Source organism: Pseudomonas entomophila (genome assembly GCF_029193575.1).
Classification (GTDB): domain Bacteria; phylum Pseudomonadota; class Gammaproteobacteria; order Pseudomonadales; family Pseudomonadaceae; genus Aquipseudomonas; species Aquipseudomonas entomophila_G.
Map to the genome: position 1 here is coordinate 12,875 of NZ_JARGCS010000047.1, position 22,947 is coordinate 35,821.

A 22,947-nucleotide genomic window follows, 5' to 3' on the forward strand; every position below is an offset into this window, starting at 1 on the left:
GCGCGATCCAACTCGTCATCTCCAGCCCTCACCAATCGAGGTGATCCACCATGCGTCTCAAAACCGCCATCGCAGCCGCTGCCCTGCTTTCGCTGCCCATTGGCTCCGCCATGGCCGATGGCTTCTGGCGCAACGTCATTTCCTCCGGCGCGACCACCGGGTCGACCTACCTGACCTTCAAGGACCACAAGTTGATCGCCGCCGCACAGGACGATGCCAGCAGCTTCGTCGCCAGCGATGGCGCCGTCCGCGGTCCGTACCTGGAGGCGGCGATGCGCCAGGTGCGGGCAGACAACCCCGGCGTGCAGGCCAGCGACATGGAGCTGGCGAACGCGATCCTGGCGAAGAACACCGTCGCGCCCTGATACACCGCGCTGAACGAGACCCTTCCTACCCGTCATTAGGATGGCTGTGGGACGGGATGCGCACCTTCGACCGCTAGCATGGGGGCTCCCGTTTTCAGCCACGGAGCCCCTCCATGCGCCCTCTACTCATCGCCCTACCCTGGCTACTGTTCACCAGCGGGTTCGCCCACGCATCGGGCACGTCTCGCGCACTGGTGTCCACCGGCAGCCTGTTTTCCTCCAGCTACCTGACCTCCTCGGACCGCAAGCTGGTGTCCGCCGCCCAGGACGACGCCAGCGTCTTCATCGCCAGCGAAGGCAGCGTGCGCGGTCCTTATCTCGAAGCGGCCCTGCGCCAGGTGCGCGCGGCACACCCTGACCTGCGCGCCACCGACATGGAGCTCGCCAGCGCGGTGCTGGCAAACCCGCCCACCCTCGATTGAACCCACGGGGGTGTGCTGGCCACGGCCCCCCCCTCTCAGCGATACGCCTCCACCGGCACGCACGCGCAGAACAGGTTCCTGTCCCCATAGACGTTGTCGACCCGGTTCACCGCTGGCCAGTATTTATGCTGGCGCACGTGAGCGCTGGGGGCGATCCCCTGCTCCAGCGAATAGGGCCGGCTCCACGGCGCCAGCACGTCGGCCAAGGTATGCGGGGCGTGCTTGAGCGGGTTGTCCTCGGCGGGCCAGTTACCCTCCTGCACCTCGGCGATTTCCGCGCGAATCGCCAGCATCGCCTCGATGAAGCGGTCCAGCTCGGCCTTCGACTCGCTCTCGGTCGGCTCCACCATCAAGGTGCCCGGCACCGGGAAGGACATGGTCGGCGCATGGAAGCCGTAGTCCATCAAACGCTTGGCCACGTCCTCCTCGCTGATGCCGGTCTGCGCCTTGAGCGGGCGCAGGTCGAGGATGCACTCATGGGCCACGCGCTGGTTGCGCCCGCGATACAGCACCGGGAAGGCCCCACAGAGCTGGCTGGCCAGGTAGTTGGCCGAGAGGATCGCCACTTCGCTGGCGTCGGCCAGTTGCGGCCCCATCATGGCGATGTACATCCAACTGATCGGCAGGATGCTCGCACTGCCCCAGGGCGCGGCGCTGACCGCGCTGTTGTTCGGGTCCAGGCCTGGCACCGGCACGACCGGATGACTGGCGACGAACGGCTTGAGGTGCTTGCCGACGCCGATCGGCCCCATGCCCGGGCCGCCACCGCCGTGGGGAATGCAGAAGGTCTTGTGCAGGTTCATGTGCGAGACGTCGGCACCGATGTCGGCCGGGCGCGCCAGGCCCACCTGGGCATTGAGGTTGGCGCCGTCCATGTACACCTGGCCACCGTGCTGGTGCACCACCTCGCAGATTTCGCGGATGCCCTCCTCGTACACGCCGTGGGTCGAGGGGTAGGTGACCATCAGGCACGACAACCGGTCACCCGCCTCGCGGGCCTTGGCCTTGAGGTCGTCGAGGTCGACGTTGCCGGCGTCGTCGCATTCGACGATCACCACGTCCATGCCGGCCATCTGCGCCGACGCCGGGTTGGTGCCGTGGGCCGACGACGGTATCAGGCACAGGGTGCGCTGAGGCTGGTGGCGACTGCGGTGGTAGCGGGTAATGGCCATCAGCCCGGCGTACTCGCCCTGGGCGCCGGAGTTGGGCTGCATGCAGATGGCGTCGAAGCCGGTGATGGCGCACAACCAGCTTTCCAGCTCGTCGATCATCGCCTTGTAGCCCTGCACCTGAGCGGCCGGGGCGAAGGGATGCAGCAAGGCGAAGCCAGGCCAGGTGATGGGGATCATCTCACTGGTGGCGTTGAGCTTCATGGTGCAGGAGCCAAGCGGGATCATCGACTGGTTCAGTGCCAGGTCCTTGTTCTCCAGTTGCTTGAGGTAGCGCAGCATCTCGGTTTCGCTGTGGTGCAGGTTGAACACCGGGTGTTCGAGGAACGGGGTGGAGCGCGACAACGCGCTGGGGATGCCGCCGGGCAGGGTCTGGCGGTCGAGTGTGGCGACGTCCAGGCCATGGTCGACGCCAAGGAAGATATCGAACAGGCGCAGCACGGTTTCTTCCGTGCAGGTTTCGTCGAGGCTCACGCCCAGGTGGCCGCGCCCCAGGATACGCAGGTTGATGCGCGCGTCCTCGGCACTTTCGATCACCGCCGCCTGGGTGCCACCAACCTCCAGGGTCAGGGTATCGAAGAAGTGCGCATTCAGGCGCTTGACGCCCTTGGCCTCCAGCCCGGCAGCGAGCACCTGGGTCAGCCGGTGCACCCGCTGGGCGATGCGCCGCAACCCCTCGGGGCCGTGGTAGACGGCGTAGAAGCCAGCAATGTTGGCCAGCAGCACCTGGGCGGTGCAGATGTTGGAGTTGGCCTTCTCACGGCGGATGTGTTGCTCGCGGGTTTGCAGGGCCATGCGCAACGCGGTGTTGCCGCGGGCATCGCGGGACACGCCGATGATGCGCCCGGGCATGGCGCGCTTGTAGTCATCGCGGCAGGCGAAGTACGCCGCGTGCGGCCCGCCATAGCCCATCGGCACGCCGAAGCGCTGGCTCGAGCCGAGCACCACGTCGGCGCCCAGCTCACCGGGAGGCGTGAGCAGCACCAGGCTGAGGATGTCGGCGGCCACGCAGGCCACGGCCTGCTGGCCATGCAACTGGTCGATCAACGGGCGCAGGTCGCGCACCTCGCCATGGGTGTCGGGGTATTGCAGCAGGGCACCGAACACCGGCTGCTTGCCGAGGTTGTCCAACGCGTCGACGATCAGTTCGAAGCCGAAGCCTTCGGCGCGGGTGCGCAGCACCGACAGGGTCTGCGGATGGCAGTGTTCGTCGGCGAAGAAGGCGTTGCTCTTGCTGCGCGCCACGCGCTTGGCCAGTGCCATGGCCTCGGCGGCGGCGGTGGCTTCGTCGAGCAGCGAGGCGTTGGCCAGCGGTAGGCCGGTGAGGTCGATGACCATCTGCTGGTAGTTGAGCAGCGCCTCCAGGCGGCCCTGGGCGATCTCTGGCTGGTAGGGGGTGTAGGCGGTGTACCAGCCGGGGTTCTCCAGCACGTTGCGCAGGATGACCGTGGGGGTGACGGTGGCGTGGTAGCCCATGCCGATCAGGCTGGACCACAGCTGGTTCTGGTTGGCGTAGCCGGCGAGCTTGGCCAGGGCGGCCTGCTCATCGAGGGCAGGCGGCAGGTCGAGCGGGCGGCCGAGGCGGATGCCCGGGGGCACGGTCTGGTCGATCAGCTCGCTGCGCGTGGTGACACCAAGGGTGCCGAGCATGGCCTGCTGCTCCGCGGTATCGGGGCCCAGGTGGCGACGCAGGAACGGGTTGTGCTCGTGCAGTTGATGCAGGGGGGGCGACTGGGACATGGCGACGTTCTCTTCCTGGACCAGTTCTCGGGGAGACTTACAAGTCTAGGAAGGGATCGGCGATGTTGCTGTAAATCGATGGTGGCCGTGCCGGCCCTATCACGGGGCAAGCCCGCTCCTACAAGGTTTCGCATGTCCCTGTGTGAGCGGGCTTGCCCCGCGATGGGGCCATCGGGTCATTCGCCGATGGCAGCCTTGTAACCGACAGCGTCCAGCAGCTTGTCCAGTTCGGCCGCGTCACTTGGCTTGAGCTTGAAGATCCACGCCTGGTAGGGCTCTTCGTTGAGCAGCTCCGGGCTGTCGGCCAGTTCTTCGTTGACCGCGATCACCTCGCCGCCCACGGGCGCGTAGATATCCGATGCGGCCTTGACCGACTCGACCACGCCCGCCGCATCGCCTGCTGCGAACACCTTGCCGACTTCCGCCAGCTCGACGAACACCACGTCACCCAGGGCCTGCTGGGCGTGGTCGCTGATACCGACGGTCACGCTGCCATCGGCTTCCAGGCGGGCCCATTCATGACTTTCGGCAAAACGCAGATCAGCGGGGATATTGCTCATGTCTTGTATTCCTCGATTGGCTCAGCGGTCCGCCCGCCGGTAATAATGGTGTTCAGATCAAGATCTTGCCGTGGCGCACGAAGGTCGGTTTGACCACCCGCACCGGGTACCACTTGCCGCGGATCTCCACCTCGGCGCGGTCGCCAGTGGCCATCGGCACACGCGCCAGGGCAATGGACTTGCTCAGCGTAGGCGAGAAACTACCACTGGTGATCTCCCCTTCGCCAATCCCCGCGACCCGCACGGTCTGGTGGGCGCGCAGCACCCCACGCTCCTCCAGCACCAGGCCGACCAGTTTTTCCTTCACGCCCTGCTCGATTTCCGCGAGCAGCGCGGCACGGCCGATGAACTCACGCCCGGCAGGCTCCCAGGCGATCGCCCAACCGAGGTTGGAGGTCAGCGGGGTATGGGTTTCGTCGATGTCCTGGCCATACAGGTTCATGCCCGCCTCCAGGCGCAGCGTGTCACGCGCGCCGAGGCCACTGGGCGCGATACCGGCGCCGACCAGGTCGTTGAAGAACGCCGGGGCTTGGTCGCCCGGCAGGATGATTTCCAGGCCGTCTTCGCCGGTGTAGCCAGTACGGGCGATGAACCAGTCACCTTCGGGCATGCCTTCGAAAGGGCGCAGCTCACGGATCAGTGCGGCACGCGCGGCGCTGAGCAGCGCGCCGACCTTTTCCCGGGCCTGTGGCCCCTGGATGGCGAGGATGGCGAGCTCGGGACGCTCGTGAAAGCTGACGGCGTAGTCGACGCTGCTGGCGCCCAGCCAGGCAAGCACCTTGTCGCGGGTGGCGGCGTTGGCCACCAGGCGATAGCCCGCTTCAGTGCGGTAGGCGATCAAGTCGTCGATGACGCCGCCCTCAGCATTGAGGAGCGGGCTGTACAGGGCCTTTCCAGGGGCGTCGAGGCGGGCCACGTCGTTGGCCAGCAGGTGTTGCAACCAGGCCGTGGCAGCGGCACCGTCGATGTCGATGACGGTCATGTGGGAAACATCGAAGACCCCGCAGTCACTGCGCACCTGATGGTGCTCCTCGACCTGCGAGCCGTAGTGCAGGGGCATGTCCCAACCGCCGAAATCGACCGTCTTGGCACCCAGCGCCAAGTGCAGGTCATACAAGGGCGTACGCTGTCCCATGGGTTTCTCCTTCCGGGCGTGGCGAAGCGGCGGCGGGGGTGGCGTTGATAACTCACCTGTTGTTGTAGGACCCGCCGCTGCGAATGCCGCGCATTGTAGCCGCAAGGGCGCGGCCTGGCACCCTCAGCGACGCTGCCCCGGCCGCTGGGCCGAGCGACGGATCAGGCCGATCACCGGCAGCAGGCCGACCAGCACCAGGGTCAACGCCGGCAGCGAGGCCCGCGCCCACTCGCCCTCGCTGGTCATCTCGAACACCCGTACCGCCAGGGTGTCCCAGCCGAACGGGCGCATCAGCAAGGTGGCGGGCATTTCCTTGAGCACGTCGACGAACACCAGCAGCGCGGCGCTGAGCGCGCCGGGCACCAGCAACGGCAGATACACCTTGAAAAACAATCTCGGCCCAGCCACCCCCAGGCTACGCGCTGCCTCCGGCAGCGACGGGCGGATGCGTTCCAGGCTGCTTTCCAGCGGCCCGTAGGCCACCGCGACGAAACGCACCAGGTAGGCCAGCAGCAGCGCCGAGAGGCTGCCCAGCAGCAGCGGCTTGCCGGCGCCACCCAGCCAGGTGGACAACGGCACCACCAGCTGGTTATCCAGGTAGCTGAAGGCCAGCATGATCGAGACCGCCAGCACCGACCCGGGCAACGCGTAGCCAAGGTTGGCCAGGCCGACCCCCGCTCGAATCGCCGGGGTAGGTGCCTGACGCCTGGCGAAGGCCAGCAGCAGCGCCGCGCAGACCGTGACCAAGGCGGCCATGGCCCCCAGGTAGAGGGTATGCAGGATCAACCCGGCATAGCGCTCGTCGAGGTCGTGCCGACCCCGCTGCCAGAACCACACCAGCAATTGCAGCAACGGGATGACGAACGCACAGGCGAACACCAGCAGGCACCAGCCGCTGGCCGCCAGCGCCTTGACGCCGCGCAGGTGGTACAGCGCATGCCCCCTGGGCCGCTCGTTGCCGGTACGGCTGGCGCCCCGCGCGCGGCGCTCGCCATACAGCACCAGCATCACCGCCAGCAGCAGCAGGCTGGCCAGCTGGGCGGCGCTGGAGAGGCTGAAGAAGCCATACCAGGTCTTGTAGATCGCCGTGGTGAAGGTGTCGAAGTTGAACACCGAAACGGCGCCGAAGTCCGCCAGGGTTTCCATCAGCGCCAGGGCGATACCCGCGCCGATGGCCGGCCGCGCCATGGGCAGGGCCACGCGCCAGAACGCCTGCAACGGCGACAGGCCGAGCACCCGCGCCGCCTCCATCAGGCCCTTGCCCTGAGCCAGGAAGGCCGTGCGCGCCAGCAGGTAGACATAGGGGTAGAACACCAGCACCAGCACGGTGATCACCCCGCCGGTGGAGCGCACCCGCGGCAGGCGCATCGGCCCGAACACCTCGCGCAGCGCGCTTTGCACCGGGCCGGCGAAGTCCAGCAGGCCGACGAAGACGAACGCCAGCACATAGGCGGGGATGGCGAACGGCAGCATCAGTGCCCAGTCCAGCCAGCGCCGGCCGGGGAATTCGCAGAGGCTGGTGAGCCAGGCCAGGCTCACCCCCAGCACGGTGACGCCGATGCCGACCCCGAGCACCAGCGTCAGGGTATTGCCCAGCAGACGGCCCATCTGCGTGTCGAGCAGGTGCGACCAGATCTGCAGGTCGATCGACTGCCACGACAGCAGCAAAACGCTCAACGGCAGCAGCACCAGGGCGGCGATGAAGGAGACCGGCAGATACCAGTGGCGTTGGGGGGTGTGGGGCAATGCGGGAATCTCGGTTGGAGTTGCGAACGCATCGCGGGGCAAGCCCGCGCCTACAGAAGTTGCGCCGAACCCTGTAGGAGCGGATTTGCCCGCGATAGGGGCCTCGATTACCCCGGGAGCATAAAGCCTGCCGCTTAGTTCCAGCCAGCCCGATCCATCAAGCGAATGGCCTCGGCCTGGCGCTTGCCAGCCACTTCCACCGGAATGTCGTCAGCCTTGAAGCTGCCCCACGCCGCCACTTCGTCGGAAGGCTTGACCTTCGGGTTGGCCGGGAATTCCTGGTTGATGTCGGCGAACAGCTTCTGCGCCTCCTCGCCGGTCATCCACTCCACCAGTTGCTTCGCCGCCTCCGGGTGCGGCGCGTGCTTGGTCAGGCCGATGCCCGAGAGGTTGACGTGCACGCCACGGTCCTTCTGGTTGGGCCAGAACAGCTTGATCGGCAGGTTCGGCTTTTCCTTGTGCAGGCGGCCGTAGTAGTAGGTGTTGACCACACCCACGTCGCACTGGCCGGCCTCGATGGCGTGCAGCAGCGCGGTGTCGTCGGAGAACACGTCGGTGGACAGGTTGTTGACCCAACCCTTGATCAGTTGCTCGGTCTTCGCCTCGCCGTGATTCTCGATCAGCGTGGCGGTCAGCGACTGGTTGTAGACCTTCTTCGCCGTGCGCAGGCACAGGCGGCCTTCCCACTGCTTGTCGGCCAGAGCCTCGTAGGTGCTCAGCTCCCCGGGCTTGACCCGCTCGGTGGAATACACGATGGTCCGCGCGCGCAGGCTCAGGCCGGTCCAGTCATGGGACGAGGCGCGGTATTGGGCGGGGATGTTCTGGTCGATGACGGCCGACTTGATCGGTTGCAGGATACCCATCTGCTCGGCCTGCCAGAGGTTGCCAGCGTCCACGGTGAGCAGCAGGTCGGCGACGCCGTTCTGGCCCTCGGCCTTGATGCGCTGCATCAGCGGGGCTTCCTTGTCGGTGATGAACTTGATCTTCACGCCGGTCTTGGCGGTATAGGCGTCGAACACCGGCTTGATCAGCTCGTCGATGCGCGAGGAATACACCACCACTTCATCCGCCGCCTGGGCGGTGCCACCGAACAGGGTCAGGGCCAGGGCGGCCAGTAGGGGCTTGCGTGGCAACATGGAAGTGCTCCTCGGGTAAGTGAGGTGCAAATGGTAGTGAATCCCATTTTGCGGCTCATCCATACAGCCGTTACTGGATGTTGCAGAGCAGTCGCCGTGAGCCAGCGGTGGCCCTATCGCGGGGCAAGCCCGCGCCTACAGGTACGTTCAGGGCTTGGCCAGCTCCGGCAGGTCGCCGCTCAACCCCAGCGCCTGGCGCACGAACACCGCCTTGGCCTCGGGCATCCCCTCCACCAGCTTCAACCCGGTGTTGCGCAACCAGCGCAGCGGCAGCGGGTTGGCCTGGAACAACCGCTCGAAGCCCTCCATCGCCGCCATCAACGCCAGGTTATGCGGCATGCGCCGGCGCTCGTAGCGGCTCAGCACCTTCACGTCCGCCAGCCGCTCGCCGCGCTCGCAGGCGTGCACCAGCTCCTCGGCCAGCACCGCGGCGTCGAGGAAGCCCAGGTTCACGCCCTGCCCGGCCAGCGGGTGGATGGTGTGCGCGGCATCGCCGATCAGCGCCAGCCCTTCGTCCACGTAGCGCTTGGCGTGGCGCTGGCGCAGCGGCACGCAGAGCCGACGGTCAGCGTGCTCGACCTGCCCCAAGCGGCCTTCGAACGCGCGCTCCAGGGCCCGGCAGAAGGCCGCGTCGTCCAGCGCCATCAACTGCTCGGCCTGCTCCGGGGTGGTCGACCAGACGATCGAGCACCACGCCTGCCCACCGTCACGCGACAGCGGCAGGAAGGCCAGCGGGCCTTCGTCGGTGAAGCGCTGCCAGGCCGTGGCCCGGTGCGCCTCGCTGCAACGCACGCTGGTGACGATGGCGTGGTGCAGGTAATCCCATTCGCGGGTTTCGCAACCGGCGAGGCGGCGCACCGCCGAGTTGGCACCGTCGGCAGCGATGACCAACGGCGTGCGCAGGCGGCGGCCATCGGCCAGGGTCAGCAGCCATTCGTCACCCGAGCGGCGCAGTTGCTCCAGGCGCGCGTTGGGCAGCAGGCCCACGTCGCTGTCGTGCAGGCGCTCCAGCAGGCCGTCCTGCACCACGCGGTTCTCGACGATATGCCCGAGCACCTGGGCGTGCACGCTGGCCGCCGAAAAGTGGATGTGCCCGGTACCGCTGCCATCCCACACCTGCATGTCGGAATACGGCGCCACGCGCCGCCGGGCGATGCCGTCCCAAGCGCCGAGGCGCTCGAGGATGCGCTGGCTGGCGGCCGAAAGCGCGCTGACCCGCGGCTCGAACGGCGAATCGCCCTCGAACGGCTTGACCGACAGCGGCCCGCCATCGAGCAGCAACACCTCCAGGCCGCTGTGGCGCAGGGCCAACGCCAGGGCGCTGCCGACCATACCGGCACCGACAATCAACAGATCCGCGCGCATCTCCATGCCTTACGCCAGCCTCGCTTGCGGCTTGAGCCGCACATATAGGGTTTTGTCGACCCGCGCCACCAGCTCGCCGGCGCCGTCGCGGATGTCGACCTGCAAACGCGGCAGGTACTTCTTGCCGCTGGCGGTCTGCTGGCGGATGTCCTCCAGCAGCGCGTCATCGATGTGGAATTCGGCGAACACCGGGCCCTTGCCGGGCGCGATGAAGTCGATGCTGGCGGCCTTGTCCCAGACGATGTACTCGGGGCCCAGTTGCTCGATCAGCAGCAGCATGTAGAACGGGTCGACCATCGAATAGAGGCTGCCGCCGAACTGGGTGCCGACGTAGTTGCGGTTCCAGCGGGTCAGCTTCATGCGCACCTTGACGCTGCGCATGTCCGGGCTGATGTGCTGGATGCGGATGCCGGCGCCGATATACGGCGGGTAGCAATTGAGCAGCCAGCGCAGCAGACGGGCACGACGCGCGAGTTTGCGGGGCTCGCTCATGCGCGGCCCCGCTGCTCGGGGCGGGTGCCCAGGCCCATGGCCTGGCGGGCGAACCAGCTTTTCGCCGGGGGGAGCAGGTCCAGGCCGAGCAGGCCGAGGTTGCGCCCGGCGGTCAGCAGCGGCTGGTTGCTGCCGAACAGGCGGGTGACCTGGTCGGAGAAGCCGATGGTCAGGGCCTGGTCCAGGCGCTGGCGCTGGTGGTAGGCCTGCAGGGTGGCGAGGTCGCCGGGGTGCTGCGGGCCGCCCAGCAGCGCGTCGGCCAGGGCCTGCACGTCGCGCAGGGACAGGTTGAAGCCTTGGCCGGCGATCGGGTGCAGGCTGTGCGCGGCGTTGCCCAGCACCACCAGGTGCGGGCGCACCTGCTCTTCGGCCTCGACCAGCGACAGCGGGTACAGGTGCCGCACGCCGACCTGGCGCAGCGCGCCCAGGCGGTAACCGAAGGCGTCCTGCAACTCGCGCAGGAAGCTGCGCTCGTCGACCTCGGCCAGGCGCTGGGCGTCCATCCCCTGGCGGGTCCAGACCAGCGCGCAGCGGTGCTCCGGCAACGGCAGCAGGGCCATCGGGCCCTGCTCGGTGAAACGTTCGAAGGCCTGGCCACCGTGGGCCTGGCCGGGGGTGATGTTGGCGATCAGCGCGCTCTGCGCGTAGGGCGTGCGACGCACGTGGATACCCAACTGCTCGCGCAAGCCGGAGCGGCCACCATCGGCCAGCACCGCCAGGTCGCATTCCAGGCTGGTGTCGTCATCCAGTTGCAGGCGATAGCCGCCCTCGATGGCCTGCATCGCCTTGACCTCGGCCGGGCAGCGCCAACTGACCACCTCGCGGTCCAGGGCCTGCCACAGGCACTGGCCGAGCCAGGCGTTTTCCACCACGTAGCCCAAGGCGGGCACACCCTCCTCGGCGGCGTCCAGGCGGGTGGCGCCGAAGCGGCCGCGGTCGGACACCTGGATCTGCCGGATCGGCTCGGCGCGCGGGTCGATCGCCTGCCACAGGCCAAGCTGCTGGTAGATCTGCCGGGTGCCGAACGACAGCGCCGAGGAGCGCGCGTCATAGCTGGGCTGGAAGCTGTCACCGGGGGCGAACGGTTCGATCAGCAACAGCTTCCAGCCGCGCGCCTTGGCCCCGGCCTGAAGGGCCAGCGCCAGGCTGGCGCCGACCAGGCCGCCGCCGATGATCGCCAGGTTGACCCGGCTCATGCCACGCGCCTGCGCGCATCGGCCATCAGTGCCTCGATCTCGGCGACCGTCTTCGGCACGCCCGAGGTGAGAATTTCACAACCTTGCCGGGTCACCACCACGTCGTCCTCGATCCTCACGCCGATGCCGCGCCACTTCTTCGCGACGTCCTGGTTGTCGGCGGCAATGTAGATGCCCGGTTCGACGGTCAGCGCCATGCCCGGCTCGAGCACCCGCCACTGGCCGCCGACCTTGTATTCGCCCACATCGTGCACATCCATGCCAAGCCAGTGCCCGGCGCGGTGCATGTAGAAGGCGCGGTAGGCCTCGCTGTCGATCAGCGCCCGCACCTCGCCCTTGAGCAGGCCCAGTTCCACCAGGCCCTCGGTGATCACCCGCACGGTCGCCTCGTGGGCGTGGTTCCAGTGCTTGCCGGGGGCGATCTCGGCGAAGGCGGCCTCCTGGGCCTTGAGCACCAGTTCGTAGATCGCCTTCTGCTCCGGCGAGAAGCGCCCGCTGACCGGGAAGGTGCGGGTGATGTCGCTGGCGTAGCAGTCGATCTCGCAGCCGGCGTCGATCAGCACCAGGTCGCCGTCCTTGAGCGGCGCGTCGTTCTGCTGGTAATGCAGGATGCAAGCGTTGCGCCCGGCGGCGACGATCGAGCCGTAGGCCGGCATCTTCGCCCCGCCCTTGCGGAACTCGTAGTCCAGCTCGGCTTCCAGGCTGAACTCGTGCAGCCCGGCGCGGCAAGCCTGCATGGCCCGCACGTGGGCGCGCGCGGAAATCGCCGCAGCCTCGCGCATCACCTTCACTTCCGCCGCCGACTTGTACAGGCGCATGTCGTGCAGCAGGTGATCCAGGGCAACGAATTCGTTCGGCGGCTGGGCGCCGAGGCGTGCCTTGGAGCGGATCACGTTGATCCACTCCATCAGCCGGCGGTCGAACTCGGGGTTGCTGCCCATGGCGGTATAGACCCGGTCGCGGCCTTCGATCAGGCCGGGCAGGATCTCGTCGAGGTCGGTGATGGGGAACGCGTCGTCGGCGCCGAAATCGCGCACCGCGCCTTCCTGGCCGGCGCGCAGGCCGTCCCACAGCTCACGCTCGGGGTTGCGTTCGCGGCAAAACAGCACGTATTCGCCGTGCTCGCGGCCGGGGATCAGGGCGATCACCGCCTCGGGCTCGGGGAAGCCGCTGAGGTACTGGAAATCGCTGTCCTGGCGGTACACGTGCTCGACGTCGCGGTTGCGGATGGCGACTGCGGCGGCCGGCAGGATGGCGATGCTGTTGGGGACCATCTGCGCCATCAGCGCCTTGCGCCGACGGGCGTACTCCGCCTTGGGTATGTGGCTCATGGGCAAACGACCCCCGGGAAAATCAATGCAGCGATGGCTTGGGTGCGGGCGCTTCGGGCTGGGCCAGCTCGGTGTACAGCAACAGCGGGGCGACGCGCAGGTACTCCATGACTTCCATGTAGTCGCTCTCGCCGTCCTCGGACTCTTCCAGCGCTTCCTGCACCTGGGAAATGGCCACCAGGTCCTGGAGCACTTCCTTGGCGTCAGTGGACAGGTCCTTGCCTCCGGCGTTCAGGCCGAAGCCGGCGATGAAGCCTTGGCACCACTGGCCCAGGGCGGTGGCGCGCTCGCTCAGCGGCGACTCGTCGCTGGGCAGCAGCAGGACGATGGCGACGTCTTCGCCGGTCAGCTCGGCCTTGACCATCTCTTGCAGGCCGATCAGCGCGGCGCGCACGTTGGCCTCGGGTTCGTTTTCCAGCACCCCGGCGGCATCGGCCAGCCAGGCCTCGGCATCGAAGCCGGCACCGGCGCAGCTGCGGCCGATCAACAGGCCGTGCAGCTCGGCGGGGGAAACAGGGTGACCGTTGCTCGAAAGCAGCGTGGCGAAGGCGGTGTAGGGCGATTGGGTATTGGGCATGGGCGGCTAGGCGCCAGACGGCGCATATGACTAGAATGAAGACCTTGTATCCTAGCACCGGCAGGCGCGCCAAGACCATCTGCACTGGCCCTCCGGCCCCGGCACAAGGCATGATCGCCCAGCGATCGACGACGGAACGAAGCGAGTGCACCCCATGCAAGAGAACGACCTGCAGGCGCTGATGAGCCGATTCGAGTTGCTGATCGAGCGCGTCGAGCAACTAAAACGGCAAAATGCACTCCTACTAGCGCAGGAAAAATCCTGGCGTGAGGAGCGTACCCACCTCATCGAAAAGAACGAGATTGCACGGCGCAAGGTCGAATCGATGATCCTGCGCCTCAAGGCCTTGGAGCAAGACTCATGAGTTCAAGCAACAGCGTCACCGTCCAGATCCTCGACAAGGAATACTCGATCATCTGTCCGCCCGAGGAGCGCAACAACCTGGTCAGCGCCGCGCGCTACCTGGACGGCAAGATGCGCGAGATCCGCAGCAGCGGCAAGGTGATCGGCGCCGACCGTATCGCCGTGATGGCCGCGCTGAACATCACCCATGAGCTGCTGCACCGCCAGGAGCGCCCGGAAGTCGCCAGCGGCGGCACCACCCGCGAGCAGGTGCGCGACCTGCTGGAACGCGTCGACCAGGCACTGGGCGACGACACGGGTACCAAAAACGGCTGAGCTTGATATACTGGCGGCCACTCCCTGGGGGATGCGCCAGTCGGTTATGTCCCTGAGCCGATACGCACAACCACGGGGGTTGCACGCTGGGGCAGGTGTGCATGTCCGCCCGACGGAAAGCCTTAACGCCCCCTGCAATCTCCACCTTGAACTTTCGGGTTCAAGGGCTACACCGATAGCGGTTTCATCGGGGAGCCTGAATTCAAATGCCCGCCTCCCAAGGCGGGTTTTTCATTTTGGCCGACAGCAACCTGCGGCCATCGCCTCCGGGACCGCCTGTGCCATGACCGACACCGCGCCGCTCACCCGCCCCCAGTTGCGCCGACTGCTGCGCAACGCCCGCCGCGCCCTGACGCCCGCCGAACAACGCCAGGCCGCGCTTGGCCTGTACCGCCAACTGGCCCAGCACCCGCTGTTCCGCCGCGCCCGGCACATCGCCCTGTACCTGCCCAACGATGGCGAGATCGACCCGCGCCTGCTGCTGCGCGAGGCCCAGCGCCGAGGCAAACGCGCCTACTTGCCGGTGCTGCACGCCTGGCCGCGCACGCGCATGGTGTTCCAGCGTTTCGAGCAAGGGGAAACACTGCGGCGCAACCGCTTTCGCATTCCGGAACCCGTGACCGATCGCCGGCGCCAACGGCCGGTGTGGGCGCTGGACGTGATCCTGCTGCCGCTGGTGGGGTTCGACGAGGTGGGCGGGCGCCTGGGCATGGGGGGCGGCTTCTACGACCGCAGCCTGGCCTACCAGGCACGCCGCAAGGCGTGGAAGAAACCGCTGCTGTTGGGGCTGGCGCATGAATGCCAGAAGGTCGAGCGGCTGGCCCAGGCCAGTTGGGATGTGCCGCTGCGCGGAACGGTCTCGGACCGTGGCTGGTACCTGGCGCCGAATTGAGCGGCGCCGGCGGAGGGCTTAGCGTTGCTGCTGGGTGTGCTCGACGGGCGTCTGGTAGGCCGCGTCCATCTTTCGCTCCCAGAAACCCTGCGCATAACCGGTGGTGACGACGCCCAGGCCGAAGATAAAGGCCAGAATCCAGAGCACATCCGGTTTGCGTTGTTTCATCAGAGCCCCCCTAAGGCAAACTGATCGGCTCGGCAGCCTTCTTGGTGCTGCCGGAGCATGGTCCTTAAAATCGGCGCATTTTCCGATAACCTGAGTCGGCACGCAAACGCTGACGCCAACCGACTGTCGGTTTGATGCAACAGGTTATTTCAAACTTTGTCAGGAGCAGCATCCATGGCCTACTGGCTGATGAAATCCGAGCCCGACGAGCTGTCCATCGAAGCCTTGGGCCGCCTCGGCCAGGCCCGCTGGGACGGGGTGCGCAACTACCAGGCGCGCAATTTCATACGCGCGATGAGCGTGGGCGACGCGTTCTTCTTCTACCACTCCAGCTGCCCGCAACCGGGTATCGCCGGGATCGCCAAGATCATTGCCGCGGCCTACCCCGACCCCACCGCGCTGGACCCGCAGAGCCACTACTTCGACGCCAAGGCCAGTGCCGACAAGAACCCCTGGAGCGCGGTGGACGTGGCCCATGTGCAGACCTTCCGCCAGGTGCTGGGGCTCGGCCTGCTCAAGCAGCAGGCGGCGCTGGAGGAGCTGGCGCTGGTGCAAAAAGGCAGCCGGCTTTCAGTGATGCCGGTGACCCCGGAGCAGTGGGCGGCGATCGTGGCGCTGAGCGCCTGACCCCATCGCGGGGAAAACCCGTGATGGGCGGGCCGTCAGCTCATTGCACGATCAGGTTGTTGAACAGCAGGTCCTCGACGATCGGTTTGCCTTCCTCGGTGTTCATCACCTGCTGCACCTGCTTCAGCGCTTCCTGGCGCAGCGCTTCCTTGGCCTCGACGTTGTTCATGTTATCCACACCCTGCTGGGTGAACAGCGCCACCAGCTGGTTGCGAATCAGCGGCTCATGGTGCTTGACCGCCGCCGCCGCGGCATCGCCGCTCACGCGCAGGGCCACGTCGGCCTTGTACACGCGCAGCTTCGGGCCGCCGTCGAGGGCGTAGTTGCCAACCAGGGGCGGGCTGAGGTTGATGTACGCCACTTTAGGCTCGCCTTCCTTGCCCTCCTCGGCCATGGCCGCCACCGGCAACATCAGGGCCAGCACCATCAAGATCCACGCTTTCACGAATTCGCTCCTCAATACAGTTGGCGCCAGCTTACCCAGCCCGCCATTCAAACCCAAGCCCGGGCTTATGCCGGCTCATCAGGGCCGGCCATGCTCGTTGACCGGCACCCTCGCCCTCCTACACTTATCGGCCACCACTCGCAAAGGAATAGCCCGATGAAAGCCGTGTTGTGCAAAACCCTGGGCCCCGCGCGGGACCTGGTCCTGGAAGAGGTGCCCGGCCCGACGCCGAAGAAGAACGAGATCCTGCTCGACGTGCATGCCGCCGGGGTCAATTTCCCCGACACCCTGATCATCGAAGGCAAGTACCAGTTCCAGCCGCCGCTGCCGTTCTCGCCGGGCGGTGAGGCCGCCGGCGTGGTGGCCGCCGTGGGTGAGAAGGCTGGCGCGTTCAAGGTCGGCGACCGAGTCATGGCGCTGACCGGCTGGGGCGCGTTCGCCGAGCAGGTGGCGGTGCCGTTCTACAACGTGCTGCCGATTCCGCCGAGCATGGACTTCACCACCGCCGCCGCCTTCGGCATGACCTACGGCACCTCCATGCACGCCCTGACCCAGCGCGGCCAGCTCAAGGCCGGGGAAACCCTGCTGGTGCTCGGCGCTTCGGGCGGCGTGGGGCTGGCAGCAGTGGAGATCGGCAAGGCCCTGGGCGCGCGGGTGATCGCCGCAGCCAGCAGCGCCGAGAAGCTGGCGGTGGCCAAGGCCGCCGGTGCCGACGAGTTGATCGACTACAGCCAGGCCAGCCTCAAGGACGAGATCAAGCGCCTGACCGGCGGCCAGGGCGTGGACGTGGTCTACGACCCGGTCGGCGGTGAGCTGTTCGACCAGGCCGTGCGCGGCCTGGCCTGGAATGGCCGGTTGTTGGTGGTGGGCTTTGCCAGCGGAACGATCCCGCAGTTGCCGGTGAACCTGGCATTGCTCAAGGGCGCGGCGGTGATCGGTGTGTTCTGGGGCGCGTTCGCCCAGCGCCAGCCGGAAGACAACGCCGCCAACTTCCGCCAGCTGTTCGCCTGGCATGCCGAAGGCAAGCTCAAGCCACTGGTGTCGCAGACCTATGCGCTGGCAGAGGCGGGGGCGGCGATCGAGCGGCTGGGGCAGCGCCAGGCGGTGGGTAAATTGGTGGTGGTGGCCAAGTAGGCGTGGCAGTGGTCATGCCCGCCCTATCGCGGGGCAAGCCCGCTCCTAAAAGGGCCCCGTTGGTTTTGAATACAGCGGGGTCCCTGCGGTGGGCTTGACCCGCGAGACTGCGAACGCCGGAAAACCTATACCTCGCGCAGGTTGTGGCAGCGACGGAAACGCGCCTCCAGGTTGCGGTCCGGCATCTGGTGGCTGCGCAGCGCGTTCAGGGTCTGCTCCACGTAATCCCGGGTAGTGCCGAAGCGCCCCTTGGCGCTGGCCAGAATCTGGCTCAACAGTGTGTCCGGCAGGTTGCCGGCGTAGCACGGCAGGTGCCGCTCCAGCACGAAGCCCAATGCCTGCACCTTGCTGCCATCGCCCAACCGGCAGCTCAGCCAGTGCGGTCGGTAAGCCGGGTAGGGCATCTCGCGTTGCCACAAGGCCATCAGCGAATCCTCCAGGCAGCTTTCTTCCAGACGGTAAGCGAAGCCACTGCAGGAACCGCCACGGTCGAGACCAAACACCAGGCCCGGGGTTTCGGGCGTACCGCGGTGCTCGTGGGACCACAGGTAGAGGCCGCGATGATAGCCATGCACACGCGCACGCTGGCGCTCGACCGAATGGCATTCGGGTCGCCAGATCAGCGAACCGTAGGCGAACAACCACACCGGGCCACCTTTGTGCTCGGCCATGGTGAGTTTCATCGAACTGAACAATTGTTCGGGGGTCGACGGTTGCCCGAAGTCGAGGGTCGGGGGATAGGAAACCTGCCAGGACATACTTTCACTTGCCGACATGATATGCCGCCACTGTTCCACATGAACTTATCGAAAGACTTTGCTGCGTGAGTCTGTGCCGGCCCTGTCGCGGGCTCGCCCCGCGAAGGGAACACCGCTACCGTAAGACAAATAGCGGTAAAACCTCAACCCCCGCCGGCAAAGTTTCACACGTATTTACGACGACTGGAAAGTAATGTTTCGAGTATAGCGAAAGTTATTATCGGCGGTGACGACAATACCCGCCTTATAATCAACAATAACAACTTCGGTTATTAGCAAGTACGGCACGCTATTGCAGCGTGCCGTACTCATTCAGCCACGCGGCGCGTAGGCGAATACGTCCGCGCGCATACGGTGGGCATCCATCCCCGCCTCGACCAGCGCATCCAGGGTGCCGTAGACCATGTTCGGCGAGCCGCTGGCATAGACGTGCACGCTGTTGAGGTCGGTGATGTCCTCGCACACCGCTTCATGCAGCATGCCGCAGCGCCCTTCCCAGCCACACAGGTCGCTGACCACCTTGTGCAGGAACAGGTTGGGCAAGCGCTCCCACTCCGGCCAATGCTCGATGCAATAGAACTCCTCGGGCCGACGCACCCCCCAGTACAGGTGCACCGGGTGCTTGAAACCGTGGGCGCGGCAGTGCTCGACCAGGCTGTGCATCTGGCCCATGCCGGTGCCAGCGGCGATCAGCACCAACGGGCCGTCGGGCAGCTCGGCCAGGTGGGCGTCGCCGAACGGCAGTTCGATGCGGGCGATGCGCTCGCGCTGCAACTGTTCGATCAGCGCCTGGGCGCTGCTCTCGCGCGCCAGCACGTGCAGCTCCAGGTCGCGCCCGCCATGGGGCGCCGAGGCCAGCGAGAAGGCGGCCTTGTCGGCCCCCTCGCGCTCGATCATCAAGTACTGCCCGGCGTGGTAGCGCGGCGGCTTGCCTGCCGGCGCACGCAGGCGCACGCGCCAGACGTCGCCGCCGACCTCAGTGCATTCGCTCACCGTACAGGCCAGCTTGCGCACCGGCAGCTCGCCCAGGGCCAGCACACCATCCCAGAGCAACACGCAGTCCTCCAAAGGCTCGGCGATGCAGGTGAACAGCTCGCCGTGGTCACGGACCTCGCCATCCTGACGCACCCGCCCTTCCACCAGCAACGCGGCACACACATGGCAATTGCCATTGCGGCAGCTGTTCGGGCAGTCATAACCCAGGCGCCGCGCCGCATCCAGAATCCGCTCACCCGGTTCGATCGCCAGTACCGCACCGGACGGCTGCAAGGTCACCTGCATCAATCTATTCCCAACTGGTCCCACAACTCATCGATACGGCGGGTGACGGCATCGTCCTTGACGATGACCCGGCCCCATTCGCGTGTAGTCTCGCCCGGCCACTTGTGGGTCGCATCCAGGCCCATCTTCGACCCCAGCCCCGACACCGGCGACGCAAAGTCCAGGTAGTCGATCGGCGTGTTTTCGATCATCACCGTATCACGCTTGGGGTCCATGCGCGTGGTGATGGCCCAGATCACGTCGTTCCAGTCGCGGGCGTTGACGTCATCGTCGGTGACGATAACGAACTTGGTGTACATGAACTGTCTCAGGAACGACCACACACCCAGCATCACGCGCTTGGCGTGCCCGGGGTACTGCTTTTTCATGGTCACCACCGCCATGCGGTAGGAGCAGCCTTCCGGGGGCAGGTAGAAGTCGACGATCTCGGGGAACTGCTTCTGCAGAATCGGCACGAACACCTCGTTCAGCGCCACGCCGAGGATCGCCGGTTCATCCGGCGGTCGGCCGGTGTAGGTGCTGTGGTAGATCGGGTTGCGCCGATGGGTGATGCGCTCGACCGTGAACACCGGGAAGCTGTCCACCTCGTTGTAGTAGCCGGTGTGGTCGCCATAGGGGCCTTCCGGGGCCATCTCGCCGGGGTGGATCACCCCTTCGAGGATGATCTCGGCGGTGGCCGGCACTTGCAGGTCGCTGCCCCGGCACTTCACCAGCTCGGTGCGATTGCCACGCAGCAGACCGGCGAAGGCGTATTCAGAGAGGGTATCGGGCACCGGGGTGACAGCGCCGAGGATGGTCGCCGGGTCAGCGCCCAGGGCCACGGCCACGGGGAACGGCTGCCCGGGGTGCTTCTCGCACCACTCGCGGTAATCCAGCGCGCCGCCACGGTGGCTCAGCCAGCGCATGATCACCTTGTTGCGGCCGATCACCTGCTGGCGGTAGATGCCCAGGTTCTGGCGGTCCTTATTGGGGCCGCGGGTGACGGTCAGGCCCCAGGTGATCAGCGGTGCCACATCGCCGGGCCAGCAATGCTGGATCGGCAACTGGCCGAGGTCGACATCCTCGCCCTCGACCACCACCTCCTGGCACACGGCGTCCTTGACCACCTTCGGCGCCATCGACACGACCTTCTTGAAGATCGGCAGTTTCGACCAGGCATCCTTCAGGCCCTTCGGTGGCTCGGGCTCCTTGAGGAACGCCAGCAGCTTGCCGATCTCGCGCAGTTCGCCGACCGACTCGGCGCCCATGCCCATGGCCACACGTTCCGGGGTGCCGAACAGGTTGCCCAGCACCGGGATGTCGAAGCCGGTGGGTTTCTCGAACAGCAGCGCCGGGCCTTTCGCGCGCAGGGTGCGGTCGCAGACTTCGGTCATTTCCAGGACGGGGGAAATCGGGACCTGGATGCGCTTGAGTTCGCCGCGCTGCTCCAGGCCACGGATAAAGTCGCGCAAGTCGCGGTACTGCATGCGTGAGCCTCGTGTTGGCCGAATCGATCAGGGTGCAGAGTGTACCTTGTTTGGCCGAATGAGTTGGGGCCGCTGCGCGGCCCATCACGCAACGAGCCCGCTCCCACAAGAACCGGTGTGATCCCTGTGGGAGCGGGCTCGCCCCGCGATGGGCTGCGCAGCAGCCCCAGTCAATGCCTTGTCGAGCGGCGCTTACTTGCGCTTCATCGACAGGAAGAACTCGTCGTTGGTCTTGGTCTGCTTGAGCTTGTCGACCAGGAACTCGATGGCCGCGACTTCATCCATCGGGTGCAGCAGCTTGCGCAGGATCCACATGCGCTGCAGCTCGTCGTCGGCAGTCAGCAGCTCTTCGCGGCGGGTGCCCGACTTGTTGATGTTGATGGCCGGGAACACGCGCTTCTCGGCGATGCGGCGGTCCAGCGGCAGCTCCATGTTGCCGGTGCCCTTGAACTCTTCGTAGATCACCTCGTCCATCTTCGAACCGGTCTCGACCAGCGCGGTGGCGATGATGGTCAGCGAACCGCCCTCCTCGATGTTACGGGCGGCACCGAAGAAGCGCTTGGGCTTTTCCAGGGCATGGGCGTCGACACCACCGGTCAGCACCTTGCCGGAGCTCGGGATGACGGTGTTGTAGGCACGCGCCAGGCGGGTGATGGAGTCGAGCAGGATGACCACGTCCTTCTTGTGCTCGACCAGGCGCTTGGCCTTCTCGATGACCATCTCGGCGACCTGCACGTGGCGGGTCGGCGGCTCGTCGAAGGTCGAGGCGACCACTTCGCCGCGCACGGTGCGCTGCATCTCGGTCACTTCTTCCGGGCGCTCGTCGATCAGCAGGACGATCAGGTGGCACTCGGGGTTGTTGCGGGTGATGTTGGCCGCGATGTTCTGCAGCATGATCGTCTTACCGGCTTTCGGCGGAGCGACGATCAGGCCACGCTGGCCTTTGCCGATCGGGGCGCACAGGTCGATGACGCGGCCAGTGAGGTCTTCGGTGGAGCCGTTACCGGCTTCCATCTTCAGGCGCTCGTTGGGGAACAGCGGCGTCAGGTTCTCGAACAGGATCTTGTTCTTCGCGTTTTCCGGGCGGTCGAAGTTGATGGTGTCGACCTTCAGCAGGGCGAAGTAACGCTCCCCTTCCTTCGGCGGGCGGATCTTGCCGACGATGGTGTCGCCGGTGCGCAGGTTGAAGCGGCGGATCTGGCTGGGCGAGACGTAGATATCGTCAGGGCCGGCCAGATACGAAGCATCTGCCGAACGCAGGAAACCGAATCCATCCTGGAGAATCTCCAGCACGCCGTCACCCGAGATCTCTTCGCCGCTTTTCGCGTGTTTCTTCAACAGGGCGAAAATCACGTCCTGCTTGCGCGAACGGGCCATGTTTTCGATGCCCATCTGTTCGGCCATTTCCAGCAGATCGGTAATCGGCTTTTGCTTGAGTTCTGTCAGGTTCATAAGGGGAGTGACGTAATCATGTAAGAAGGGGGGGAATTAAGCTTCTGGCTTAATGAAGCCGCGCCGCAAGATTGGCGACAGGATCGCGTACTGATTCGAATTAGGGATGCGTCGGCGACGGCGTGCAGGGGGCACTGGAGAAGCAGTGCGAGGCCGAATGTAACACTTGCTTTTTTCGACGTCTACTGGTTTTGCCCAGTCTTTGTGACGCGGCGCAACCCCTGTGGGAGCGGGCTCTTCCCACGATTACGGTGGGTCAGGCGACCTGTATTGCCCCTGCTGGCGCTATCACGGGGCAAACCCGCGCCCATAGGCGAAGGTGCTCGATACACAGAAAAAGCCCCGCTTTCGCGGGGCTTTTGGAATCACAGGTGGGCGTCGAGGAACGCGGCCAGCTGGGACTTGGACAGCGCGCCGACCTTGGTGGCCTCGACGTTGCCGTTCTTGAACAGCATCAGCGTCGGGATGCCACGCACGCCATGCTTGGCCGGGGTTTCGGCGTTCTCGTCGATGTTCAGCTTGGCGACGGTCAGCTTGCCCTCGTAGGTGGAGGCGATGTCGTCCAGGACAGGCGCGATCATCTTGCAAGGGCCGCACCATTCAGCCCAGTAGTCGACCAGCACCGGGCCTTCAGCCTTCAGCACGTCGGCCTCGAAGCTGGCGTCGGTGACGTGTTTGATCAGATCGCTGCTCATGGATATCTCCAGAATCGTAGGCAAAAAAAAACGTGGCCCATCATAGCCGCACCAAACGCCGACAGGAAGCCGAACTCGATTGAGTGTAACTATAGTTGTGCAAGACGCCACGCATCG

24 protein-coding genes and 1 other RNA gene are annotated in these 22,947 nt (G+C 66.1%); 8 read left to right on the forward strand and 17 right to left on the reverse strand.

Going from position 1 to position 22,947, the window contains the following annotated elements; genetic code table 11:
• The first annotated feature begins 50 nt into the window (after positions 1-50).
• Together P0Y43_RS21515 and P0Y43_RS21520 are read left to right on the forward strand one after the other, a co-directional pair.
• Positions 51-365: a DUF2388 domain-containing protein gene (locus P0Y43_RS21515; protein ID WP_275639293.1), complete on the forward strand. Its 315-nt coding sequence runs from the start codon at positions 51-53 to the stop codon at positions 363-365.
• Positions 366-478: 113 nt separating this feature from the next.
• Positions 479-787 (forward strand): DUF2388 domain-containing protein, encoded by a 309-nt coding sequence (locus P0Y43_RS21520; protein ID WP_275639294.1) that lies wholly within the window; start codon positions 479-481, stop codon positions 785-787.
• 35 nt (positions 788-822) lie between these two features.
• On the opposite strand, the gene gcvP is transcribed toward P0Y43_RS21520, so the two are convergent.
• The 10 genes from gcvP to P0Y43_RS21570 form a co-directional block, all read right to left on the reverse strand.
• Positions 823-3,696, reverse strand: coding sequence for an aminomethyl-transferring glycine dehydrogenase (gene gcvP / locus P0Y43_RS21525; RefSeq protein WP_275639295.1), 2,874 nt, complete (start codon positions 3,694-3,696; stop codon positions 823-825).
• 176 nt (positions 3,697-3,872) lie between these two features.
• On the reverse strand, positions 3,873-4,256 hold the full coding sequence (gene gcvH, locus P0Y43_RS21530; RefSeq protein WP_275639296.1) for a glycine cleavage system protein GcvH: 384 nt from the start codon (positions 4,254-4,256) through the stop codon (positions 3,873-3,875).
• Positions 4,257-4,308: 52 nt separating this feature from the next.
• A complete protein-coding gene (gene gcvT, locus P0Y43_RS21535; protein ID WP_275639297.1) occupies positions 4,309-5,391 on the reverse strand; it encodes a glycine cleavage system aminomethyltransferase GcvT in 1,083 nt (360 codons plus the stop codon).
• 123 nt (positions 5,392-5,514) lie between these two features.
• Positions 5,515-7,137 (reverse strand): ABC transporter permease, encoded by a 1,623-nt coding sequence (locus P0Y43_RS21540; RefSeq protein WP_275639298.1) that lies wholly within the window; start codon positions 7,135-7,137, stop codon positions 5,515-5,517.
• A gap of 134 nt (positions 7,138-7,271) precedes the next feature.
• Positions 7,272-8,273 carry an extracellular solute-binding protein gene (locus tag P0Y43_RS21545; protein ID WP_275639299.1) on the reverse strand — a complete coding sequence of 334 codons (1,002 nt, stop codon included), beginning with the start codon at positions 8,271-8,273 and terminating at the stop codon, positions 7,272-7,274.
• Between the two features lie 147 nt (positions 8,274-8,420).
• Positions 8,421-9,638, reverse strand: coding sequence for a 2-octaprenyl-3-methyl-6-methoxy-1,4-benzoquinol hydroxylase (locus tag P0Y43_RS21550; RefSeq protein ID WP_275639566.1), 1,218 nt, complete (start codon positions 9,636-9,638; stop codon positions 8,421-8,423).
• Between the two features lie 9 nt (positions 9,639-9,647).
• Entirely contained in the window at positions 9,648-10,130 is a 483-nt protein-coding gene (locus tag P0Y43_RS21555) for a DUF4442 domain-containing protein (protein WP_275639300.1), read from the reverse strand.
• A complete protein-coding gene (gene ubiH / locus P0Y43_RS21560; protein ID WP_275639301.1) occupies positions 10,127-11,326 on the reverse strand; it encodes a 2-octaprenyl-6-methoxyphenyl hydroxylase in 1,200 nt (399 codons plus the stop codon). Before ubiH ends, P0Y43_RS21555 begins: the two co-directional genes overlap by 4 nt.
• Complete coding sequence (gene pepP / locus P0Y43_RS21565) at positions 11,323-12,657, reverse strand: Xaa-Pro aminopeptidase (protein WP_275639302.1); 1,335 nt, start codon at positions 12,655-12,657, stop codon at positions 11,323-11,325. The genes ubiH and pepP overlap by 4 nt, the downstream gene beginning before the upstream one ends.
• Before the next feature lie 22 nt (positions 12,658-12,679).
• Positions 12,680-13,234: a YecA family protein gene (locus tag P0Y43_RS21570; RefSeq protein ID WP_275639303.1), complete on the reverse strand. Its 555-nt coding sequence runs from the start codon at positions 13,232-13,234 to the stop codon at positions 12,680-12,682.
• Positions 13,235-13,388: 154 nt separating this feature from the next.
• Between P0Y43_RS21570 and P0Y43_RS21575 the strand changes: the two genes are divergently transcribed.
• The 4 genes from P0Y43_RS21575 to P0Y43_RS21590 all read left to right on the forward strand — a co-directional run bounded on the left by P0Y43_RS21575 (position 13,389) and on the right by P0Y43_RS21590 (position 14,804).
• Positions 13,389-13,598 (forward strand): TIGR02449 family protein, encoded by a 210-nt coding sequence (locus P0Y43_RS21575; RefSeq protein WP_275639304.1) that lies wholly within the window; start codon positions 13,389-13,391, stop codon positions 13,596-13,598.
• Positions 13,595-13,912: a cell division protein ZapA gene (locus tag P0Y43_RS21580; protein ID WP_275639305.1), complete on the forward strand. Its 318-nt coding sequence runs from the start codon at positions 13,595-13,597 to the stop codon at positions 13,910-13,912. Before P0Y43_RS21575 ends, P0Y43_RS21580 begins: the two co-directional genes overlap by 4 nt.
• A gap of 18 nt (positions 13,913-13,930) precedes the next feature.
• Positions 13,931-14,110, forward strand: a non-coding RNA gene (gene ssrS, locus P0Y43_RS21585) — 6S RNA.
• Between the two features lie 85 nt (positions 14,111-14,195).
• A complete protein-coding gene (locus P0Y43_RS21590) occupies positions 14,196-14,804 on the forward strand; it encodes a 5-formyltetrahydrofolate cyclo-ligase (RefSeq protein ID WP_275639306.1) in 609 nt (202 codons plus the stop codon).
• An 18-nt stretch (positions 14,805-14,822) separates the two neighbouring features.
• Here P0Y43_RS21590 and P0Y43_RS21595 read toward each other — a convergent pair whose 3' ends face one another.
• Complete coding sequence (locus tag P0Y43_RS21595) at positions 14,823-14,972, reverse strand: hypothetical protein (protein ID WP_275639307.1); 150 nt, start codon at positions 14,970-14,972, stop codon at positions 14,823-14,825.
• Between the two features lie 174 nt (positions 14,973-15,146).
• Between P0Y43_RS21595 and P0Y43_RS21600 the strand changes: the two genes are divergently transcribed.
• On the forward strand, positions 15,147-15,599 hold the full coding sequence (locus P0Y43_RS21600) for an EVE domain-containing protein (RefSeq protein WP_275639308.1): 453 nt from the start codon (positions 15,147-15,149) through the stop codon (positions 15,597-15,599).
• Between the two features lie 40 nt (positions 15,600-15,639).
• Here the strand turns inward: P0Y43_RS21600 and P0Y43_RS21605 are convergent, their stop codons facing one another.
• Entirely contained in the window at positions 15,640-16,044 is a 405-nt protein-coding gene (locus tag P0Y43_RS21605) for a flagellar basal body-associated protein FliL (RefSeq protein WP_275639309.1), read from the reverse strand.
• A 156-nt stretch (positions 16,045-16,200) separates the two neighbouring features.
• On the opposite strand from P0Y43_RS21605, the gene P0Y43_RS21610 reads away from it, so the two are divergent.
• Entirely contained in the window at positions 16,201-17,178 is a 978-nt protein-coding gene (locus P0Y43_RS21610) for an NADPH:quinone oxidoreductase family protein (RefSeq protein WP_275639310.1), read from the forward strand.
• 125 nt (positions 17,179-17,303) lie between these two features.
• Here the strand turns inward: P0Y43_RS21610 and P0Y43_RS21615 are convergent, their stop codons facing one another.
• The 5 genes from P0Y43_RS21615 to trxA all read right to left on the reverse strand — a co-directional run bounded on the left by P0Y43_RS21615 (position 17,304) and on the right by trxA (position 22,830).
• On the reverse strand, positions 17,304-17,954 hold the full coding sequence (locus tag P0Y43_RS21615) for a gamma-glutamylcyclotransferase (protein ID WP_275639311.1): 651 nt from the start codon (positions 17,952-17,954) through the stop codon (positions 17,304-17,306).
• Positions 17,955-18,248: 294 nt separating this feature from the next.
• Positions 18,249-19,217, reverse strand: a complete 969-nt coding sequence (locus tag P0Y43_RS21620; protein WP_275639312.1) for a CDP-6-deoxy-delta-3,4-glucoseen reductase — start codon at positions 19,215-19,217, stop codon at positions 18,249-18,251.
• Positions 19,217-20,683, reverse strand: coding sequence for a 4-hydroxy-3-polyprenylbenzoate decarboxylase (ubiD, locus tag P0Y43_RS21625; protein ID WP_275639313.1), 1,467 nt, complete (start codon positions 20,681-20,683; stop codon positions 19,217-19,219). The genes P0Y43_RS21620 and ubiD overlap by 1 nt, the downstream gene beginning before the upstream one ends.
• Before the next feature lie 192 nt (positions 20,684-20,875).
• A complete protein-coding gene (rho, locus tag P0Y43_RS21630) occupies positions 20,876-22,135 on the reverse strand; it encodes a transcription termination factor Rho (RefSeq protein WP_043212134.1) in 1,260 nt (419 codons plus the stop codon).
• A 365-nt stretch (positions 22,136-22,500) separates the two neighbouring features.
• Complete coding sequence (trxA, locus tag P0Y43_RS21635; protein WP_275639314.1) at positions 22,501-22,830, reverse strand: thioredoxin TrxA; 330 nt, start codon at positions 22,828-22,830, stop codon at positions 22,501-22,503.
• Positions 22,831-22,947: the final 117 nt, after the last annotated feature.

Excerpts from the sequence above, each read along its gene's own strand:
- P0Y43_RS21515 (WP_275639293.1), top strand. The coding sequence starts at position 51 with ATGCGTCTCAAAACCGCCATCGCAGCCGCTGCCCTGCTTTCGCTGCCC.
- P0Y43_RS21520 (WP_275639294.1), top strand. The coding sequence starts at position 479 with ATGCGCCCTCTACTCATCGCCCTACCCTGGCTACTGTTCACCAGCGGG.
- gcvP (WP_275639295.1), bottom strand. The coding sequence starts at position 3,696 with ATGTCCCAGTCGCCCCCCCTGCATCAACTGCACGAGCACAACCCGTTC.
- gcvH (WP_275639296.1), bottom strand. The coding sequence starts at position 4,256 with ATGAGCAATATCCCCGCTGATCTGCGTTTTGCCGAAAGTCATGAATGG.
- gcvT (WP_275639297.1), bottom strand. The coding sequence starts at position 5,391 with ATGGGACAGCGTACGCCCTTGTATGACCTGCACTTGGCGCTGGGTGCC.
- P0Y43_RS21545 (WP_275639299.1), bottom strand. The coding sequence starts at position 8,273 with ATGTTGCCACGCAAGCCCCTACTGGCCGCCCTGGCCCTGACCCTGTTC.
- P0Y43_RS21550 (WP_275639566.1), bottom strand. The coding sequence starts at position 9,638 with ATGCGCGCGGATCTGTTGATTGTCGGTGCCGGTATGGTCGGCAGCGCC.
- P0Y43_RS21555 (WP_275639300.1), bottom strand. The coding sequence starts at position 10,130 with ATGAGCGAGCCCCGCAAACTCGCGCGTCGTGCCCGTCTGCTGCGCTGG.
- ubiH (WP_275639301.1), bottom strand. The coding sequence starts at position 11,326 with ATGAGCCGGGTCAACCTGGCGATCATCGGCGGCGGCCTGGTCGGCGCC.
- pepP (WP_275639302.1), bottom strand. The coding sequence starts at position 12,657 with ATGAGCCACATACCCAAGGCGGAGTACGCCCGTCGGCGCAAGGCGCTG.
- P0Y43_RS21570 (WP_275639303.1), bottom strand. The coding sequence starts at position 13,234 with ATGCCCAATACCCAATCGCCCTACACCGCCTTCGCCACGCTGCTTTCG.
- P0Y43_RS21575 (WP_275639304.1), top strand. The coding sequence starts at position 13,389 with ATGCAAGAGAACGACCTGCAGGCGCTGATGAGCCGATTCGAGTTGCTG.
- P0Y43_RS21580 (WP_275639305.1), top strand. The coding sequence starts at position 13,595 with ATGAGTTCAAGCAACAGCGTCACCGTCCAGATCCTCGACAAGGAATAC.
- P0Y43_RS21590 (WP_275639306.1), top strand. The coding sequence starts at position 14,196 with ATGACCGACACCGCGCCGCTCACCCGCCCCCAGTTGCGCCGACTGCTG.
- P0Y43_RS21595 (WP_275639307.1), bottom strand. The coding sequence starts at position 14,972 with ATGAAACAACGCAAACCGGATGTGCTCTGGATTCTGGCCTTTATCTTC.
- P0Y43_RS21600 (WP_275639308.1), top strand. The coding sequence starts at position 15,147 with ATGGCCTACTGGCTGATGAAATCCGAGCCCGACGAGCTGTCCATCGAA.
- P0Y43_RS21610 (WP_275639310.1), top strand. The coding sequence starts at position 16,201 with ATGAAAGCCGTGTTGTGCAAAACCCTGGGCCCCGCGCGGGACCTGGTC.
- P0Y43_RS21615 (WP_275639311.1), bottom strand. The coding sequence starts at position 17,954 with ATGTCGGCAAGTGAAAGTATGTCCTGGCAGGTTTCCTATCCCCCGACC.
- P0Y43_RS21620 (WP_275639312.1), bottom strand. The coding sequence starts at position 19,217 with ATGCAGGTGACCTTGCAGCCGTCCGGTGCGGTACTGGCGATCGAACCG.
- ubiD (WP_275639313.1), bottom strand. The coding sequence starts at position 20,683 with ATGCAGTACCGCGACTTGCGCGACTTTATCCGTGGCCTGGAGCAGCGC.
- rho (WP_043212134.1), bottom strand. The coding sequence starts at position 22,135 with ATGAACCTGACAGAACTCAAGCAAAAGCCGATTACCGATCTGCTGGAA.
- trxA (WP_275639314.1), bottom strand. The coding sequence starts at position 22,830 with ATGAGCAGCGATCTGATCAAACACGTCACCGACGCCAGCTTCGAGGCC.